The 19,386-nt window shown below is 56.8% G+C and carries 14 protein-coding genes, 4 tRNA genes and 3 rRNA genes; 19 read left to right on the forward strand and 2 right to left on the reverse strand.

All coding sequences use genetic code 11. The annotated features are described in order from the left end of the window. Positions 1-14: 14 nt before the first annotated feature. A complete protein-coding gene (locus tag AC22G1_RS03330; RefSeq protein ID WP_487315512.1) occupies positions 15-419 on the reverse strand; it encodes a DUF4124 domain-containing protein in 405 nt (134 codons plus the stop codon). A 125-nt stretch (positions 420-544) separates the two neighbouring features. Here AC22G1_RS03330 and pssA point away from each other — a divergent pair, with 125 nt between their 5' ends. The 19 genes from pssA (at position 545) to deoD (ending at position 18,776) form a co-directional block, all read left to right on the forward strand. Beyond that, the gene (gene pssA, locus AC22G1_RS03335) at positions 545-1,327 is read left to right on the forward strand and encodes a CDP-diacylglycerol--serine O-phosphatidyltransferase (protein WP_050659808.1); all 783 of its coding nucleotides are present in this window, start codon (positions 545-547) and stop codon (positions 1,325-1,327) included. A 368-nt stretch (positions 1,328-1,695) separates the two neighbouring features. Beyond that, positions 1,696-3,232: ribosomal RNA gene (locus AC22G1_RS03340) — 16S ribosomal RNA — on the forward strand. Between the two features lie 71 nt (positions 3,233-3,303). Continuing rightward, positions 3,304-3,380, forward strand: a tRNA-Ile gene (locus AC22G1_RS03345). A 7-nt stretch (positions 3,381-3,387) separates the two neighbouring features. Then, positions 3,388-3,463, forward strand: a tRNA-Ala gene (locus AC22G1_RS03350). 8 nt (positions 3,464-3,471) lie between these two features. Further along, positions 3,472-3,547 (forward strand) — tRNA-Glu (locus AC22G1_RS03355). 222 nt (positions 3,548-3,769) lie between these two features. Next, a 23S ribosomal RNA gene (locus AC22G1_RS03360) occupies positions 3,770-6,665 on the forward strand. Positions 6,666-6,781: 116 nt separating this feature from the next. Beyond that, a 5S ribosomal RNA gene (rrf, locus tag AC22G1_RS03365) occupies positions 6,782-6,896 on the forward strand. The 16S, 23S and 5S rRNA genes sit together here with 3 tRNA genes alongside, the layout of an rRNA operon. A gap of 912 nt (positions 6,897-7,808) precedes the next feature. Then, positions 7,809-8,678, forward strand: a complete 870-nt coding sequence (locus tag AC22G1_RS03370) for an HDOD domain-containing protein (protein ID WP_487315513.1) — start codon at positions 7,809-7,811, stop codon at positions 8,676-8,678. A 79-nt stretch (positions 8,679-8,757) separates the two neighbouring features. Then, positions 8,758-8,833, forward strand: a tRNA-Trp gene (locus tag AC22G1_RS03375). Positions 8,834-8,930: 97 nt separating this feature from the next. Next, positions 8,931-9,224: a hypothetical protein gene (locus AC22G1_RS03380; protein WP_487315514.1), complete on the forward strand. Its 294-nt coding sequence runs from the start codon at positions 8,931-8,933 to the stop codon at positions 9,222-9,224. Then, positions 9,196-9,639 (forward strand): ribosomal protein S18-alanine N-acetyltransferase, encoded by a 444-nt coding sequence (rimI, locus tag AC22G1_RS03385; protein WP_487315515.1) that lies wholly within the window; start codon positions 9,196-9,198, stop codon positions 9,637-9,639. Before AC22G1_RS03380 ends, rimI begins: the two co-directional genes overlap by 29 nt. Before the next feature lie 36 nt (positions 9,640-9,675). Continuing rightward, positions 9,676-11,253, forward strand: coding sequence for a peptide chain release factor 3 (gene prfC / locus AC22G1_RS03390; RefSeq protein ID WP_487315516.1), 1,578 nt, complete (start codon positions 9,676-9,678; stop codon positions 11,251-11,253). Positions 11,254-11,282: 29 nt separating this feature from the next. Then, positions 11,283-12,041 (forward strand): TatD family hydrolase, encoded by a 759-nt coding sequence (locus tag AC22G1_RS03395; protein ID WP_487315517.1) that lies wholly within the window; start codon positions 11,283-11,285, stop codon positions 12,039-12,041. A 126-nt stretch (positions 12,042-12,167) separates the two neighbouring features. Continuing rightward, a complete protein-coding gene (locus AC22G1_RS03400; RefSeq protein ID WP_487315518.1) occupies positions 12,168-13,418 on the forward strand; it encodes a NupC/NupG family nucleoside CNT transporter in 1,251 nt (416 codons plus the stop codon). Positions 13,419-13,634: 216 nt separating this feature from the next. Continuing rightward, positions 13,635-14,477, forward strand: a complete 843-nt coding sequence (locus AC22G1_RS03405) for an outer membrane protein OmpK (RefSeq protein ID WP_487315519.1) — start codon at positions 13,635-13,637, stop codon at positions 14,475-14,477. A gap of 276 nt (positions 14,478-14,753) precedes the next feature. After that, positions 14,754-15,524, forward strand: coding sequence for a deoxyribose-phosphate aldolase (deoC, locus tag AC22G1_RS03410; RefSeq protein WP_487315520.1), 771 nt, complete (start codon positions 14,754-14,756; stop codon positions 15,522-15,524). Beyond that, positions 15,521-16,828, forward strand: a complete 1,308-nt coding sequence (deoA, locus tag AC22G1_RS03415; protein WP_487316681.1) for a thymidine phosphorylase — start codon at positions 15,521-15,523, stop codon at positions 16,826-16,828. Before deoC ends, deoA begins: the two co-directional genes overlap by 4 nt. After that, entirely contained in the window at positions 16,825-18,045 is a 1,221-nt protein-coding gene (locus AC22G1_RS03420; RefSeq protein WP_487315521.1) for a phosphopentomutase, read from the forward strand. The genes deoA and AC22G1_RS03420 overlap by 4 nt, the downstream gene beginning before the upstream one ends. 11 nt (positions 18,046-18,056) lie before the next feature. Next, positions 18,057-18,776: a purine-nucleoside phosphorylase gene (deoD, locus tag AC22G1_RS03425; protein ID WP_487315522.1), complete on the forward strand. Its 720-nt coding sequence runs from the start codon at positions 18,057-18,059 to the stop codon at positions 18,774-18,776. 39 nt (positions 18,777-18,815) lie between these two features. Here the strand turns inward: deoD and AC22G1_RS03430 are convergent, their stop codons facing one another. Further along, positions 18,816-19,373 carry an AhpA/YtjB family protein gene (locus tag AC22G1_RS03430; RefSeq protein ID WP_050660211.1) on the reverse strand — a complete coding sequence of 186 codons (558 nt, stop codon included), beginning with the start codon at positions 19,371-19,373 and terminating at the stop codon, positions 18,816-18,818. Between the last annotated feature and the right edge of the window lie 13 nt (positions 19,374-19,386).

Consider the following 19,386-nt stretch of genomic DNA (forward strand, 5'->3'; position numbering starts at 1 on the left):
TGCCGGCTTCTTTGTTATTCCTTACAGGCTTCTTTTATCTGCTTTTGGTATTGCGCTATCTGCGCGGCCTTTTCTTCGTCGCTCAGCATCTTGTATTCGCCGTTGGCATCAACCTGACGTACCCGATCAAAAGTAGTAAGGGTGGCCAGGTTTTCCTTGGCTTGCTTACAGGCGCTTTTCAGTTGCTGCTGCAACTGGGCCAATTGATCGTCATGGGCACTTGGCTGATCGGTTTGGGCGGCGGCCTTGACCGGCACCGGTGTTGAGCTGGGCTCTGGCGCCTCTATCTGTACGGCTTCGGCTTTTTGGCCTGGAGGGGGAAGTTGGGAGAAATGTACATTGCCCTTGTTATCTACCCAGCGGTAAACCAAGTTGGGATCTTTGTCGCCGGTTGCCGCTGCTGCGTTCAATGCAAACATAAGGGGTAACAACAAGCTGTATTTGTACATATCCTTGCCTCTCCTGCCGTCTTGGGGGCCGCCAAGCGGCTGTGATATCTTTACCAGTCTAACCTGTTCAGGCAAAGCCAAGCGAGATTTCGATAATGAGTGATCTTCAGCGCAGTAAAGGTATCTATCTGCTGCCCAATCTCTTTACTACCGCCGGCCTGTTCTCTGGCTTTTATGCTGTGATTGCTTCGATGCAGGGGCACTTTACCGCCGCTGCCGTTGCCGTTTTTGTGGCGATGATCTTCGACAGCTTTGATGGCCGTATTGCCCGCATGACCAATACCCAGAGTGCCTTTGGTGCCGAATATGACTCCATGGCAGATATGGTGTCCTTCGGTATCGCACCTGCCTTGGTGTCCTATAACTGGGCGCTTTCCGGCTTGGGGAAAGTGGGCTGGCTTGCCGCCTTCATTTATACCGCCGGCGCCGCGCTGCGCTTGGCGCGTTTTAACACCCAGGTCGGCATTGCCGACAAACGTTACTTCCAGGGGCTGGCGAGCCCAGCTGCGGCGGCCATTGTCGTAGGGCTGGTTTGGGTCGGTAGCGACTTTGATATCGAAGGGTCCAGCCTGTCCTGGCTGGCGGCTATCGTTACCTTGCTGTGTGGTCTGCTGATGGTCTCCAACTTCCGTTACCCCTCCTTTAAGGAATTCGATTGGAAGGGCGGCTCCTTCCTCGCCATCTTGATTGTGGTGGGCGTGCTGGTGATCGTCTCTTTGCAGCCGGCCTTGGTTCTTTTCATTGTTTTTAGCCTTTATGCCCTGTCTGGCCCGGTAATAACCGTGCGTTCCGTAAAAGAATTGAAGATGGAGCATGTGGTCGGTGACAACGATGATGCCGACTTCGAGTGCGACAAAGATAAAAAAGACCAGCCGTAACGGCGTTTTTCGTACGCTAAATAAACAAAAAGGGCCTTGAATGGCCCTTTTTGTTTATTTACTCGGCAGTCGGTATTTTTGTGTGATTTTGGGCGTTGACTCCTTCGCTGAGATCGCTAGAATGCGCAGCACTTCGACGGGGACAGCGGCAACGCGAAACAAGTTGAAGGGCCTTGAAAGCAAAATGCTTGACAGGCTGTGAGGCTCATGTAGAATGCGCCTCCTCGCTTGAGAAAGCGATGCTCTTTAACAATTAAATCCAAGTAATCTGTGTGGGCACTCACAGTTGGGTAGACTCAAAAATTGAGAACTACTCGATGAAGTGAAGTGTTCAACACTTCAGCAATTCATTGAGCATCAAACGCTTTTAATTGAAGAGTTTGATCATGGCTCAGATTGAACGCTGGCGGCAGGCCTAACACATGCAAGTCGAGCGGTAGAGGGGAGCTTGCTTCCCTTGAGAGCGGCGGACGGGTGAGTAATACGTAGGGAGCTGCCTGATAGTGGGGGATAACCATTGGAAACGATGGCTAATACCGCATGATGTCTACGGACCAAAGAGGGGGACCTTCGGGCCTCTTGCTATCAGATGCACCTACGTGGGATTAGCTAGTTGGTGAGGTAACGGCTCACCAAGGCGACGATCCCTAGCTGGTCTGAGAGGATGATCAGCCACACTGGGACTGAGACACGGCCCAGACTCCTACGGGAGGCAGCAGTGGGGAATATTGGACAATGGGCGCAAGCCTGATCCAGCCATGCCGCGTGTGTGAAGAAGGCCTTCGGGTTGTAAAGCACTTTCAGCGAGGAGGAAAGGTTGATGCTTAATACGTATCAGCTGTGACGTTACTCGCAGAAGAAGCACCGGCTAACTCCGTGCCAGCAGCCGCGGTAATACGGAGGGTGCAAGCGTTAATCGGAATTACTGGGCGTAAAGCGCACGCAGGCGGCTTGTTAAGTTAGATGTGAAAGCCCCGGGCTTAACCTGGGAATTGCATTTAAGACTGGCAAGCTAGAGTCTTGGAGAGGGGGGTGGAATTTCCGGTGTAGCGGTGAAATGCGTAGAGATCGGAAGGAACATCAATGGCGAAGGCAACCCCCTGGCCAAAGACTGACGCTCAGGTGCGAAAGCGTGGGGAGCAAACAGGATTAGATACCCTGGTAGTCCACGCCGTAAACGATGTCAACTTGGAGTTTGTGTTCTTGAAACGTGGACTCCGGAGCTAACGCGTTAAGTTGACCGCCTGGGGAGTACGGCCGCAAGGTTAAAACTCAAATGAATTGACGGGGGCCCGCACAAGCGGTGGAGCATGTGGTTTAATTCGATGCAACGCGAAGAACCTTACCTACTCTTGACATCTAGCGAACTTGGTAGAGATACCTTGGTGCCTTCGGGAACGCTAAGACAGGTGCTGCATGGCTGTCGTCAGCTCGTGTTGTGAAATGTTGGGTTAAGTCCCGCAACGAGCGCAACCCTTATCCTTTGTTGCCAGCGAGTAATGTCGGGAACTCAAAGGAGACTGCCGGTGATAAACCGGAGGAAGGTGGGGACGACGTCAAGTCATCATGGCCCTTACGAGTAGGGCTACACACGTGCTACAATGGCGCGTACAGAGGGAAGCAAGCTAGCGATAGTAAGCGGATCCCAAAAAGCGCGTCGTAGTCCGGATCGGAGTCTGCAACTCGACTCCGTGAAGTCGGAATCGCTAGTAATCGTGGATCAGAATGCCACGGTGAATACGTTCCCGGGCCTTGTACACACCGCCCGTCACACCATGGGAGTGGGCTGCACCAGAAGTAGATAGCTTAACCTTCGGGAGGGCGTTTACCACGGTGTGGTTCATGACTGGGGTGAAGTCGTAACAAGGTAGCCGTAGGGGAACCTGCGGCTGGATCACCTCCTTACTAAAGAGATACCTGCTGTTGCAGTGTCCACACAGATTACTTGGGTTAAAGGTAAGAGCGTATACAAGTGTGGGTCTGTAGCTCAGCTGGTTAGAGCGCACCCCTGATAAGGGTGAGGTCGGTGGTTCAAGTCCACTCAGACCCACCACACTTTTGGGGCTATAGCTCAGCTGGGAGAGCGCCTGCTTTGCACGCAGGAGGTCAGCGGTTCGATCCCGCTTAGCTCCACCATTATTGATGTCCCCTTCGTCTAGAGGCCTAGGACACCGCCCTTTCACGGCGGTAACAGGGGTTCGAATCCCCTAGGGGACGCCATCAATAAGGTTCGCTCGAGAGAAGACTAAGTTAAGTCAACGACTTACCTTAGGCTTTTTAAGCCTGTTCTTTAACAATTCGGAAAGCTGATAACACTGCAATTTAAACGAGATTCTCAAGTTTTACTTTGAGCGTCCGGCGAAAAACCAGGTGTTAGTCACATACGGATGTCGCCATTAACGGGCGATATGTTCGCACAAGCGAAACCCTTAGGGGTTGTATGGTTAAGTGACTAAGCGTACAGGGTGGATGCCTAGGCAGTTAGAGGCGATGAAGGACGTGCTAATCTGCGATAAGCATTGGTGAGGTGATAAGAACCGCTTGAGCCAATGATTTCCGAATGGGGAAACCCACTGACATAAGTCAGTATCTGTATCTGAATACATAGGGTGCAGAGGCGAACCGGGAGAACTGAAACATCTAAGTACCCCGAGGAACAGAAATCAATTGAGATTTCCTCAGTAGCGGCGAGCGAACGGGAAAGAGCCCAGTGTGTTTATCAGCGGTTGGTATAGTGGAAGGCTCTGGAAAGTGCCGCGATACAGGGTGATAGTCCCGTACATGAAATGCCAGCTGTTGTTGCACACGATGAGTAGGTCGGGACACGTGGTATCTTGACTGAATATGGGGGGACCATCCTCCAAGGCTAAATACTCCTAACTGACCGATAGTGAACCAGTACCGTGAGGGAAAGGCGAAAAGAACCCCGGCGAGGGGAGTGAAATAGAACCTGAAACCCTGTACGTACAAGCAGTAGGAGCACCTTCGTGGTGTGACTGCGTACCTTTTGTATAATGGGTCAGCGACTTATATTTTGTGGCGAGGTTAACCGAATAGGGGAGCCGTAGGGAAACCGAGTCTTAACTGGGCGTCCAGTCGCAAGGTATAGACCCGAAACCCGGTGATCTAGTCATGGGCAGGTTGAAGGTGCCGTAACAGGTACTGGAGGACCGAACCCACTACTGTTGCAAAAGTAGGGGATGACCTGTGATTAGGGGTGAAAGGCCAATCAAACCGGGAGATAGCTGGTTCTCCTCGAAAGCTATTTAGGTAGCGCCTCGGACGAATACCTTGGGGGGTAGAGCACTGTTTGGGCTAGGGGGTCATCCCGACTTACCAAACCCATGCAAACTCCGAATACCCAAGAGTACTATCCGGGAGACAGACAGCGGGTGCTAACGTCCGTTGTCAAAAGGGAAACAACCCAGACCGTCAGCTAAGGTCCCAAAGTCATAGCTAAGTGGGAAACGATGTGGAAAGGCTTAGACAGCTAGGAGGTTGGCTTAGAAGCAGCCACCCTTTAAAGAAAGCGTAATAGCTCACTAGTCGAGTCGGTCTGCGCGGAAGATGTAACGGGGCTAAGCTATGCACCGAAGCTACGGGTTCACGCTTAGCGTGAGCGGTAGAGGAGCGTTCTGTAAGCCTGCGAAGGTGTGTCGGGAGGCATGCTGGAGGTATCAGAAGTGCGAATGCTGACATGAGTAACGTTAATGGGGGTGAAAAACCTCCACGCCGGAAGACCAAGGGTTCCTGTCCAACGTTAATCGGGGCAGGGTGAGTCGGCTCCTAAGGCGAGGGCGAAAGCCGTAGTCGATGGGAAACAGATTAATATTTCTGTACTTCTATGCAATGCGATGGGGGGACGGAGAAGGCTAGGCAGGCATGGCGTTGGTTGTCCATGTGAAAGTGCGTAGGGAGAGTGCTTAGGTAAATCCGGGCGCTTAATTCCGAGACACGAGACGAGTCACCACGGTGACGAAGCTGTTGATGCCACGCTTCCAGGAAAAGCCTCTAAGCTTCAGTTGCATAGGAACCGTACCCCAAACCAACACTGGTGGTCAGGTAGAGAATACTAAGGCGCTTGAGAGAACTCGGGTGAAGGAACTAGGCAAAATAGTACCGTAACTTCGGGAGAAGGTACGCTCTTGTTTGTGAAGGACTTGCTCCGTAAGCAGACGAGAGTCGCAGTGACCAGATGGCTGGGACTGTTTATCAAAAACACAGCACTGTGCAAACTCGAAAGAGGACGTATACGGTGTGACACCTGCCCGGTGCCGGAAGGTTAATTGATGGGGTTAGCCGTAAGGTGAAGCTCTTGATCGAAGCCCCGGTAAACGGCGGCCGTAACTATAACGGTCCTAAGGTAGCGAAATTCCTTGTCGGGTAAGTTCCGACCTGCACGAATGGTGTAACCATGGCCATGCTGTCTCCATCCGAGACTCAGTGAAATTGAAATCGCTGTGAAGATGCAGTGTACCCGCGGCTAGACGGAAAGACCCCGTGAACCTTTACTACAGCTTGACACTGAACATTGAGCCTACTTGTGTAGGATAGGTGGGAGGCTATGAAACCCGGACGCCAGTTCGGGTGGAGCCAACCTTGAAATACCACCCTGGTATGTTTGATGTTCTAACTTAGACCCGTTATCCGGGTTGAGGACAGTGTCTGGTGGGTAGTTTGACTGGGGCGGTCTCCTCCTAAAGCGTAACGGAGGAGCACGAAGGTTGGCTAATCCTGGTCGGACATCAGGAGGTTAGTGCAATGGCATAAGCCAGCTTAACTGCGAGACAGACACGTCGAGCAGGTACGAAAGTAGGTCATAGTGATCCGGTGGTTCTGAATGGAAGGGCCATCGCTCAACGGATAAAAGGTACTCCGGGGATAACAGGCTGATACCGCCCAAGAGTTCATATCGACGGCGGTGTTTGGCACCTCGATGTCGGCTCATCACATCCTGGGGCTGAAGTCGGTCCCAAGGGTATGGCTGTTCGCCATTTAAAGTGGTACGCGAGCTGGGTTCAGAACGTCGTGAGACAGTTCGGTCCCTATCTGCCGTGGGCGTTGGATGATTGAAGGGAGTTGCTCCTAGTACGAGAGGACCGGAGTGAACGAACCTCTGGTGTTCGGGTTGTCACGCCAGTGGCACTGCCCGGTAGCTAAGTTCGGAATCGATAACCGCTGAAAGCATCTAAGCGGGAAGCGAGCCCTGAGATGAGTCATCCCTGAGACTTCGAGTCTCCTAAAGGGTCGTTGAAGACTACGACGTTGATAGGCTGGGTGTGTAAGCGTAGCGATACGTTGAGCTAACCAGTACTAATTGCCCGTGCGGCTTAACCATACAACACCCAAAGGGTTTTGTGGGACGCCAAAGTAAGGCGAGAGAATCGAAAGCACTGTTATCAGCTTAATCCGAATTGATAAGTTGGCTCGCAAGAGCGGACTTAAACGAATTCGCCTGGCGGCAATAGCGCTGTGGAACCACCTGACTCCATTCCGAACTCAGAAGTGAAACGCAGCCGCGCCGATGGTAGTGTGGCATTCGCCATGTGAGAGTAGGTCACCGCCAGGCACCTAATAAACGAAGAACCCCAGCCCTACGGCTGGGGTTTTTTCGTTTATAGCGCCTAACGGCGCCCATCCTCACATCACGGCCACCGCCGCTAGCGGTGCGGCATGGCGGTTGGCATCCCTGCCAACCGTCCCTGCGGGACCGTGCTGCGCACGTCCAAGCGCCGGTTCCCGACGCGCTTGTCGCCATGTGATGCTGCTTCGTTAACCGCACATGGCGAACGCAAACAAGCCGCTGCCGCAGGCAGCGTCCTTCCCGTGTGAGAGGAGGGCGAAGAGCCGGTCGCAACGCGAGAGGCAGTGCCGGGGGCACTGGCTCAGGCTTGTAGCGCGAAGGGCTTGCCCCTGAGCTGGCCACCGCCAGGCACCTAACACGAAACGCAAAAGTCTGGGCCCACCTCGGGCGACCGAAAGGCCGGGGCTCGGCGCCCCCGGCTTTTTGCATTTGGGCACCGCCCGGCGGTGATCCACCCGCCCATCACGGCCACCGCCGCTAGCGGTGTGGCATGACTCGCGCCCTCCCTGGCGCTCGCCCTTCGGGCCATCGTCGCAAGCGCCGATGTTCCAAATCGTTCCTGACGATTTGGTCGCCATGTGATGCTGCCTCTGTAGAGGCCCCTTCGCCACATTGAACGAAACAGGCTCAACCACGTTGCTAAGGGCTTGTTCCTGAGCTGGCCGCCGCTAGCCTTCATTAGACACTCTCGGCTATCGTTGTAAGCTGCTCCATTTTAAAAAAGCTGTCCTCTCCTCAAAAACATACCTGGTGCTTGCAGCGGCACTTATTCCAGCTATCTAACTGCCTAACCTCAAAGGTATTGATGTGATGCAGTGCATTGTTATGAAAAGGATAAATATTCGACGCAGGGGTTCCTCTACTACACTGACCATGCACCGTTAAGAGGAATGGACAATGCAGTTACAAGAGTTTTTCGACAAACCCCATCTGCTTCCCAATATTCCGGAAGTCGTTCAGGATCTTATTGCCACTTTCAACGATCCGGACCCGGATATCTTTCGCATCATCGACGATCTGAGCCGCGATCCTGTGCTTTCGGCCAAGGTGCTGCGGCTGGCCAATTCTTCCCGTTTTGGGGGAGTAAGGGAGATTGCGTCGGTGAAGGAAGCCTCTATTCGCCTGGGGTTGGAGCGCCTGCGGACCTTGGTGATCGCGTCGGGACTTATTTCGGCGACAACGGGGTTGCCGGGGATCGATCTCAAGAAATTCTGGGAAAACAGCTTTTTAACTGCCGAGCTTTGCCGGCAATTGGCAGTATCGGCAGGCTTACCGGCCGAGCAGCAGTTTACATGTGGCATGCTCCACGATATTGGCCTGTTGATCCTGGTGGTCTCGCACCCCAAAGAAGCGGACGACATCATGGCGCTGACTTCCCGCCAGGGCCGAGTCAAGGCTGAGCAGGCGGTGCTTGGCTTTACCAGTGCCGAAATCGGAGCCGAGCTGGCTCGCCGCTGGCAGTTCCCCTTGACCGTGGTGAACGGTCTCAAACATCAGTTTTCTCCCCTGAACGGTAATTTTTCTCCCGAAGCGGCACTGGTTTACCTCAGCACCTGGCTGGTGGAGCAGGGCGGTGGGGCCGAAGCTCGCCCTGAATGGTCCGAAAACCTAGCCATGACCTTGGGCGTTCAGCTGCGTAAGGGCGATGAGCCGCCGCCGTCCTGGCCGGAACAAGTGGCCAAGAAAGTGGGGCTGGACTGGCCCGCACTGGTCTCGGCGCAAGAAGCGGTAGCCCGCGACGGCAGCCCTTTCCTGATGGCCGTATAAAAAGAAAGCAAACAGTTGGTTTTGGTGTGAAAAGCCCTTTACCTCCAAGCGCGAGTCGATATAATTGCACTCGCTTTACAGGGGCGTAGTTCAATTGGTAGAGCGTCGGTCTCCAAAACCGAAAGTTGGGGGTTCGAGTCCCTCCGCCCCTGCCAAATTAAAGAAAAAGCCCGCTCATTCGAGCGGGCTTTTTCTTTTCCCGGCGGGCCAAGCCTTTTACACTCAAAAGCCCTTCATCATCGGATAGGCCTCGTGGATTACCTGCAGCACCTGGGACTGGTCAAGTACCGGCTCAAAAGCCCCCATGACGACCCTTCACTGCTCGGTGTCAGCTTCTCTTTGACTGACGAGAGCCGCCGTTTTTGCCAGGCAGTGGCCGAAGCGCTGGGGCTGAACCTGGTGGAAGGCGCCGCTATGCTGCATTGGGCCCCCGATGGCGACATCACCCTAGACCCCCAGCTTTGTTTGACCTCGGCCGACGCCAAACGCCAGCTCTGGCAACAGCTCTACAGCCTATATGACGTTCAGCACAGCAAGCCCGGCTGATCTGCCGGCACTGCAGTTTATCGAAAGCCATCAGGACTACCCCTGGAGCGATGCGCAACTTGCCAGCTGCTTTGGCGAGGGCTACCGGGTACGGCTGTTGTGGCAAGGCAGCTTGGCCGTGGGCTTTTCCATTTGCCAGCGGGTGCTGGATGAAAGCACCCTGTTCAACCTTTGCCTGCTACCGCAGTGTCGAGGCCAGGGCCTGGGTAAGGCGCTGATGCGTGACCTTATTGCTGACGCCCGCGCTTTCGGCGACAGCGCCATTTTTCTCGAAGTGAGGGCCAGTAACAGCGACGCCATCGGCCTTTACCGGCGCATGGGGTTTGAAGAAGTGGGGCGCCGCAAAGGCTATTACCCTACTGCCTCGGGCAGGGAAGACGCTCTGGTTATGCGCTTTAGTCTGGACAAGGTATAATCCGCGGCTACGTTTTTGACAGTTGGTGAGTAGCTCATGTCCATCCCTGCCGAGGTCGCCAAGCGCCGAACCTTCGCCATTATCAGTCACCCCGACGCCGGTAAGACCACCATCACCGAGAAGGTGTTGCTGTTCGGGCAGGCCATCCAGAAAGCCGGTACCGTCAAAGGCCGCGGCTCCGGTCAGCACGCCAAGTCCGACTGGATGGAGATGGAAAAGGAACGGGGCATTTCCGTGACTACCTCGGTAATGCAGTTCCCCTACCGTGAGGCTCTGGTGAACCTGCTGGACACCCCCGGCCACGAAGACTTCTCCGAAGATACCTACCGCACCCTGACGGCAGTGGACTCGTGCCTGATGGTTATCGATTCGTCCAAAGGTGTAGAAGACCGCACCATCAAGCTGATGGAAGTGACCCGGCTGCGTGACACCCCTATCCTCACCTTCATGAATAAACTGGACCGTGACATTCGCGACCCCATGGAGCTGATGGACGAAGTCGAGAGCGTGCTGAAGATCCGCTGCGCCCCCATTACTTGGCCCATCGGCTGCGGCAAGGGCTTCAAGGGCGTTTACCACATCGCCAACGACGAAATCATTCTCTATAAATCCGGCCAGGGCCACACCATTCAAGAGCGCCGGGTCATCAAAGGCCTTGATAACCCCGAGCTCGAAACCCTGCTGGGTAGCGAGGCCCAGGCGCTTCGCGACGAGTTGGAGCTGGTGCAAGGCGCCTCCAACGAATTCGAGCTGGACGCCTTCTTAAAAGGCGAGCTGACCCCGGTATTCTGGGGCACCGCACTGGGTAACTTCGGCGTTGACCATATGCTGGACGGCCTCACCGACTGGGCGCCCACCCCGCAGCCGCGCCAGACCGACGACCGTGAGATAACCGCCGCCGACCCGGCTTTTTCCGGTTTCGTCTTTAAAATTCAGGCCAACATGGACCCCAAACACCGGGACCGTGTCGCCTTCCTGCGTATTGTCTCCGGCAAGTACCAGAAGGGCATGAAGATGCACCATGTGCGTATCGGCAAAGATGTAAATATCGCCGACGCCCTGACCTTTATGGCTGGGGATCGCAGCGCCGTGGAAGAAGCCTACCCAGGTGATATCATCGGCCTGCACAACCATGGCACCATCCAGATTGGTGACACCTTCACCCAAGGCGAGAAAATGAAGTTCACCGGTATCCCGAACTTCGCCCCGGAACTGTTCCGCCGCATTCGCCTCAAAGATCCGCTCAAGCAAAAGCAGCTTCTAAAAGGCCTGGTGCAGCTCTCCGAAGAAGGTGCTGTGCAGGTGTTCCGCCCTATCGACAACAACGATTTGATCGTTGGCGCCGTGGGTGTGCTGCAGTTTGACGTGGTGGTGGCGCGCCTTAAGGCTGAATACAACGTCGAGGCCATTTACGAGGCCATCAACGTGGCCACCGCTCGCTGGGTGGAATGTAAAGATGCCAAGAAGCTGGATGAGTTCGAGCGCAAGTGCTCCTTGAACCTGGCCCTGGATGGCGGCGACAACCTCACCTACATCGCGCCGACCATGGTCAATTTGAACCTGACCGCCGAGCGTTACCCGGATATCATCTTCCATAAGACCCGGGAACACTAACGGAGAGCCCCGCGTTGCGGGGCTTTTTTATGCTTATCGACAGCCACTGCCACATCGATTTTGACGAACTGGCGCCCCTGGGGCCGCTACTGGATGCCTGCCGCCAGGCCGGGGTCGAGGCGCTGGTGGTGCCAGGGGTCAGCCTGGCGCACCTTGAGCGGCCCTGGCAACTGAGCCGGCAGCACCCCATGCTATGGCCGGCCGCCGGCTTTCACCCCTGGTATCTGCCAGAGGAGCAAGGGGCCTTCGGCGTGCTGGAAGACTTTGCCCGCCGTCATAGCGAAGAGTTGGTGGCCATCGGCGAGGCGGGGCTCGATAAGTTTAAAGGGCCTGATGCCGCCACCCAGGAATGGTGGCTGGCGCGCCAGTTGGAGCTGGCCCTGGCCCTTGATAAACCCATCATCCTGCACAGCGTCGGCACCCATGCCAGGCTGACTGCCATCCTCAAGCAATACCCCGGCGTGCGGGGCGTTATTCATGCCTTTTCCGGCAGTAGCGAACAGGCCCGGGAATTCGTGAAGCTAGGGTTTTATCTGGGGGTTGGCGGTGTTGTAACGAGGGCGAGTGCCAATAAAACCCGCGATGCGCTTCACGCTGTACCCCAAGATTGGTTGCTGCTGGAAACCGATGCGCCTTCCATGCTGCCTGAAGGATTAGCGGGCGCACATAACAGTCCTGTCAATTTACCCTTTATTCACAAGGCGTTATCTGAAACTCTCCAGGCTGACCCTAACGCCTTGGCGCTAACACTCAGCGCCAATGCGAGGCGCCTTTTCCAAGGGCGCTGAAACGGGATAAGGCTCAAGAAAAGGGCCGGGTCGGCTGGGCAACCCCGGCCCTTTCGATATAATGCGCGCGACCTGTTCGTCAGTAACAGGACTATTAAAAATGCTTTTTCGAGGAATGGTGGCTTCATGAATATTCTGATGGGTCTGGTGGGGATAGTTACCCTGCTTGCCATCGCTGTGCTGTTGTCTGACAACCGTAAGGCGATCAAATTGCGCACCGTCGGCGGTGCCTTCGCCATCCAGGCCGCCTTTGCCGCCTTGGTGCTCTACGTACCCTTTGGTAAGGACCTGCTGCAAGGCGTTTCCAGTGGCGTGCAGGCGGTCATTGATGCGTCCCAACAGGGTATCTCCTTCCTGTTCGGCGGCCTGGTGTCGCCCAAGATGTTTGCAGTGTTCGGTGATGGCGGCTTTGTCTTTGCCCTGCGGGTACTGCCGATCATCGTGTTTTTCTCTTCCCTTATTGCCGTGCTCTATTATCTGGGGGTGATGAGCTGGGTGATCAACATCATCGGTGGTGCCCTGCAAAAGGCTCTCGGCACCTCGCGCCCAGAGTCTTTGTCGGCCACGGCCAACATCTTCGTTGGCCAAACCGAAGCGCCTTTAGTAGTGCGGCCCTTTATCGCCAAAATGACCCAATCGGAGCTCTTTGCGATCATGGTCGGCGGCCTGGCGTCGGTGGCTGGCTCGGTGCTGGCCGGTTACGCCCAAATGGGGGTAGAGCTTAAATACCTGATTGCCGCGTCCTTTATGGCGGCTCCCGGCGGCTTGCTGATGGCCAAGATCATCAAGCCCGAGACCGAGACCCCCAACCAGAACCTCGAGCAGGTACTGGAAGACAACGACGATGCCCCGGCCAACGTCATCGACGCCGCCGCCAGTGGCGCCTCTGCCGGCCTGCAACTGGCCCTTAACGTTGGTGCCATGCTGCTGGCCTTTATCGGCCTGATTGCGCTGGTCAACATTCTGCTGGGAGGCATTGGCGGCTGGTTTGGTATGCCTGAGCTGTCGCTGCAATTGGTGCTGGGCTATGTCTTTGCACCCCTGGCGTTTTTGATTGGTGTGCCCTGGCACGAGGCGGTGACCGCCGGCTCCTTTATCGGCCAGAAGCTGGTGCTGAACGAGTTTGTGGCTTACGTGAGCTTCCTCGACCAAGCCAAGGATCTGTCTGGTCATACCCAGGCCATTATCACCTTTGCCCTGTGCGGTTTTGCCAACCTGTCCTCCATCGCCATCCTGCTGGGCGGCCTTGGTGGTATGGCACCAACCCGGCGCCACGACATTGCCCGCATGGGTATCAAGGCGGTTATTGCCGGTTCGCTCTCCAACCTGATGAGCGCCACTCTGGCCGGGCTCTTTCTGGCCCTGGGCGCCCTGTAACAACCCAGGTTGATGTTAAGAAAAAGAGGAGCTTTGGCTCCTCTTTTTTTATGCTTGAGTTAATGCTCACTACCGAGTTTGAGCCTTGTCTCGTTTGGATTGCTTTTTCCTGCTGATGCCCTTGCAGCGCGCCGCCGATTTCTTTTAAATCCCGGCCGGCTTCATACCGGCTCCTTTGGCCGGTTCTCGTAATAGCGTTACTTGCAGGACAATTTGATGAAACTGACCAGACAGCTGCTTGCTGTGATGTTGGCCAGTGGCACCTTTGGTGCCCAAGCAACCGAAAGCGCCGGCGACCTTCACAGCGCCGACAACAAATGGTTGAGCTTCAACCTGATGCACAGCGAAGACAACCGCCTTCCTTTCCAAAACCACAAAGACACTTACCTGGAGATAGAGTTTGGCGGCCGCTCCGGCATCCTCGATCTCTACGGCTATGTGGATCTGTTCGATATCCTCGACGACGGCAGCGACGACAGAAGCGGCGGTGACAACCTTTACGCCAAGATAGTGCCGCGCTTTTCCCTCAACGCTATCAGCGGCCGGGATTTATCCTTCGGCCCGGTAAAAGAGCTATACCTTGCCACCGAATTGAATATCGGTGACAACAGCGGCGACAACGGCGGTCTTTGGAACCAGTATCTGGGTCTTGGCAGCGATATCGAGGTGCCCTGGTTTGGGAAGATGGGCCTTAACCTCTATGCCCGCTATGTGCGGGAAAACTACGGCAACGCCAACGAGAAAAAGTGGGACGGCTACAAGGTCTCCAGCAACTGGTTTACGCCGGTGTACCGCTTTGCCAGTGGCGACTTTATCGCCTACCAGGGGTATCTCGATTACCAGTTCGGCGCCAGCAAGATTGGCCGCGTCCCCGGTTACAGCCCCAACAGTACCGAGTGGTTTAACGGCATTTACTACCACAGCGCTCATTACGCCGTGGGCTATGGCCTGAAGTACTACAACAACATGGCGTTCTTCAAAGACAACGCCCAGGCAACTGGCGTACGCCAAGACACCTCCGGTTTTGGCCATTACCTAAGCCTTAACTACCTGTTCTAAAAAAAGCCCTCTTCGGAGGGCTTTTTTGTGCCTGTTCGGCGCCGCAGTATCGCCAAAGGGCGCATTCTGGCATACTCACGACGCCCAAAATGGGCGCAATAAGCAATGGCGAGGGAAAATGGATTTTCCGACCAGTCTAGAATCTTCACGGAACCAAGTCCGCCCCCGTTGGCCTCGTCGAGGCTGTGTTTTTTCAGGTGCCCGGTTGGGTGGTTCGGCTTTTTTGGCTTCGCCGAACCCCTGCATTGCCCGGCGCCATGACTAGGGGACAAACCCATGACTGACCTGCAAACCGCTGCCCGCCAGGCTCTTGGCCTGATGGATCTCACCACCCTCAATGACAACGACACCGATGCCAAAGTGGTGGCCTTGTGCCACGACGCCGTCACCCCTGTGGGTAACACCGCGGCCATTTGTATCTACCCGCGTTTTATCCCGGTGGCGCGCAAGACCCTGGGCGAGCTGGGGGTGGAAGGCCAAGTGAAGATCGCCACCGTTACCAATTTCCCTCACGGCGGCGACGATATCGCCATTGCCGTCAGTGAAACCCGCGCCGCCGTGGCCTACGGCGCCGACGAAGTGGACGTGGTCTTTCCCTACCGCGCCCTGATGGCCGGTAACGAGCAAGTGGGCTTTGAGCTGGTTAAGGCCTGCAAAGAAGCCTGCGGCGACGTGCTGCTCAAAGTCATCATTGAAAGCGGCGAGCTTAAAGAACCGGCCCTTATCCGCAAGGCCTCCGACATCGCCATTGCCGCCGGCGCCGACTTCATCAAGACCTCCACCGGCAAAGTGGCTGTTAACGCCACCTTGGAAGCAGCTGAAATCATGCTCACCGCCATCAAAGAATGCGGCAAAGACATCAGCTTCAAGCCTGCTGGTGGCGTGCGCACCGCCGAAGATGCCGCCCAATACCTTGAGCTTGCCGAGCGCATCATGGGCCCGGGCTGGCTAAGCCCGGCGCATTTTCGCTTCGGCGCCTCCAGTCTCTTGGGGAGCCTGCTGGGCACCCTGGGTGTGTCTATCCAGGAGCAGCAAGAGGGCTACTGATGCTGGCGCAGGAAATCATCCGCAAAAAGCGTGATGGCCTGCCTTTGTCCAGCCAGGAACTGAGCTTCTTTGTGAACGGCATTCGTGACAACAAGGTCAGCGAAGGGCAAATTGCCGCGCTGGCCATGGCCATCTATTTCAACGATATGAGCCTGGACGAACGGGTGGCGCTGACCAGCGCCATGCGCGACTCGGGCACGGTGCTGCGCTGGGATGACCTTCATCTCCCCGGCCCGGTGCTGGATAAACATTCCACCGGCGGGGTGGGGGATTTGGTGTCTTTGGTGCTGGGGCCGCTGGTGGCGGCCTGCGGCGGCTATGTACCGATGATCTCCGGCCGGGGCCTTGGCCACACCGGTGGCACCCTCGACAAGCTCGAGGCCATCCCCGGCTATAACGTTACCCCGAGCGACGCCCACTTTCGGCAATTGGTCAGGGATAACGGCATCGCCATTATCGGCCAAACCGGCAGCCTGGCCCCGGCTGACAAGCGCTTTTACGCCACCCGCGATATCAGCTCTACGGTGGAGTCTATCGCTCTTATCACCGCCTCCATCCTTTCCAAGAAACTGGCCTGTGGGCTGGACGCCCTGGTGATGGACGTCAAAGTCGGCTCCGGCGCCTTTATGCCGAGCTATGAAGACTCCCAAGCCCTGGCCAAATCCATTGTCGATGTGGCCAATGGCGCCGGTACCCGCACCCGGGCGCTGTTGACCGACATGAACCAGGTGCTGGCCTCCAGCGCCGGTAACGCCGTGGAAATCGCCGAGACGGTGCGCTACCTCAAAGGCGAGGGCGCCAATACGCGCATTAACGAGGTGGTGATGGCCCTTGGCAGCGAGATGCTGATGCTCGGCAAGCTTGCCAAAGACGATACCGAGGCCAGAGCCAAGCTGAGCCAAGCCCTTGCCAGCGGCGCCGCCGCCGAGCGTTTTGCCAAAATGGTGAGCGCCCTAGGCGGCCCGAGCGATTTTCTTGAACAAAGCGCCCGCTACCTGCCCAAGGCGCCCCTGAGCCGGGCCGTGTATGCCAAAGGCGAAGGCGTGGTAAGCGCCATGGATACCCGGGCCCTTGGCCTGGCGGTGGTGGCTTTGGGTGGCGGGCGGCGCCAGGCGAGCGATGCCATCGACCACAGCGTGGGCCTGACCGAGCTTATCGGGCTGGGCCAAAGCACCGACCGGCCCCTGGCGGTGGTTCATGGCCGCAGCGAAGCGGCCCTTGACGCGGCCGAAGCGGCGGTGCAACGCGCCGTTACCCTGGGCCAGTATCAAGCCACGCCGGTGGTGTACGAGGTGGTGCGATGAAAAGAGCCATCATTTTGGTGCTGGACTCCTTTGGCATCGGCGCCACTTTGGATGCCGGGCGTTTTGGCGACGAGGGCGCCGATACCCTGGGCGCCATCGCTCGTTACCGGGCCGCAGCAGGTAAGCCGCTGCAGCTACCCAATCTTGCGCGCCTGGGGCTTTTTCACGCCCATAGCGAAAGCACCGGCAGCGTGGCGGCCGGGGTCAGCCTGCCTGTTGAGGTGACAGGCGCTTTTGGTTATGCCGAGGAGCTGTCGTCCGGTAAGGACACCCCCTCTGGCCACTGGGAAATTGCCGGGGTGCCGGTGCTCTTTGAGTGGGGTTATTTTCTCGATAAGGAAAACAGCTTTCCCCAGGCGCTGCTGGACGAGCTGGTCGCAGGGGCGGCGCTGCCCGGTTACCTTGGCAACTGCCATGCCTCGGGCACCACCATCTTGGAAGAGCTCGGCCAGCAGCATATCGACAGCGGCAAACCCATCTTCTACACCTCGGCCGACTCGGTGTTTCAGATAGCCGCTCACGAACAGCATTTTGGCCTTGAGCGTCTTTATGCCCTTTGTGAGTTGGCGAGAGCGCGCCTGGCACCCTACAATATCGGCCGCGTCATTGCCCGGCCCTTTGTGGGCTCGGTTGAAACCGGCTTTGAACGCACCGGCAACCGCCGCGACTACGCCGTCGAGCCCCCCAGCCCCACCGTGCTGAACAAGCTGGTGGACGCCGGTGGCGAGGTGGTGTCGGTGGGCAAGATAGCGGATATCTATGCCCACAGCGGTATCAGCCGCAAGGTCAAGGCCACCGGCATCGATGCGCTGTTTGATGCCACCCTGGCTGAGGTGGCGCGGGCCGGTGACAACAGCCTGGTGTTTACCAACTTTGTGGACTTTGACTCCAGCTACGGCCACCGGCGCGACATTGCCGGTTATGCCGATGCCCTGGAGGCCTTTGATGCCAGGTTGCCAGAATTACAGGCACGGCTCGGTGGTGACGATCTGTTAGTGTTAACCGCCGATCACGGCTGCGACCCAAGCTGGCCCGGCTCGGACCATACCCGGGAGCATATCCCGGTGCTGGCCAGCGGCGCTGGCCTGGTGCCGGGCAGCCTGGGTAAAAGACACAGCTTTGCCGATATCGGACAGTCCCTGGCGGCTTATTTTGGCTTGCCGGCCATGGACCATGGGCAAAGCTTTATAGCAACGCGAAACGCTTTTGAGAGATAAAAGGAACCGTTATGGCTACGCCGCACATTAATGCAAACCCGGGCGATTTCGCCGACGTGGTACTGATGCCGGGCGACCCCCTGCGCGCCAAGTACATCGCCGAAACCTTCCTGGAAAACGCGGTTGAAGTGAACAACGTCCGCAACATGCTGGGCTACACCGGTACTTATAAAGGCCGCCGCGTCTCCGTGATGGGCCACGGCATGGGCATTCCCTCGGTGTCCATTTACGCCAAGGAACTGATCACCGAATTTGGCGTGAAAAAACTGATCCGGGTCGGCTCCTGCGGCGCCATCAGCACCGATGTCAAAGTGCGTGACGTGATCATTGGGCTTGGTGCCAGCACCGATTCCAAGGTCAACCGCATGCGCTTTAAGGGCCACGATTTCGCCGCCCTGGCCGATTTTGACCTGGTGAAGAACGCCGTGGACGCCGCCGCCAGCAAAGGCGTGGCGGTGCGAGTGGGCAATATCTTCTCTGCCGACCTCTTCTACAACCCCGATTTTTCCATGTTCGATGTCATGGAAAAGCACGGCATCCTGGGGGTAGAAATGGAAGCGGCCGGCCTTTATGGCGTGGCGGCGGAGTTTGGCGCCAAGGCGGTGTGTATCGTCACCGTGTCTGACCATATCCGCACCGGTGAAGAGACCACCGCCGAGGAGCGTCAGAACACCTTTAGCGAGATGATTGAGATTGCACTGGATTCAGTGCTGCTGGGCGACAAGGCCTAAGCCATCAAGCATCAAAAAAGGCGCCGTAGGGCGCCTTTTTTATCGCCGCACCACAAAGGCCAGCAACAGGCCCATGAAGATGGCCATCAGCAGCATCACCTTCAGGCTCTTGGCCACTTGGTGGCGATAGGTACGGGCGTTGTGCACTACCTGATCTTCCGACAGGGTGATGCGCAGGTACCCCAGTACTTGATTGTCGGAGCGAATTTCCGAGACGTAGGGGATCAGGTGGTGCTCGTCGGCTTGCTGCAAGATGCCCAGCACGGTTTTGTCGCTGCCACTTCGGGCCAGCACGGTGCCGGTGGCGTCATAAATGGCGGCGTCCAGCAGCTGCGGCTCTTTTGCCAAGCGGTCGGTTAGGCCGCCAAGGGCGGCGTCTTCCCCCTGGCTCATCAACTGGCCAGCAGCATAGGCGGCCTGGGAGGTCAGGGCTCTTGCCATCACGCCTATCTGTTGGCGCTCAACTTCAAGGCCAGCCTGGGCCAGGGTTTGCCAGCGCCAAAGCAGGGCGCCCAGCAGGGCCAAGGCCAGGGTCAGCGCGGTCAGGCGCAGCCAGCGCCGACGCCGGCCAGGGAAAGTGGGTGTTGCCTTTTTCATCATGGCGCTATGA

The sequence above is a fragment of the Gallaecimonas zhanjiangensis genome (assembly GCF_057624825.1).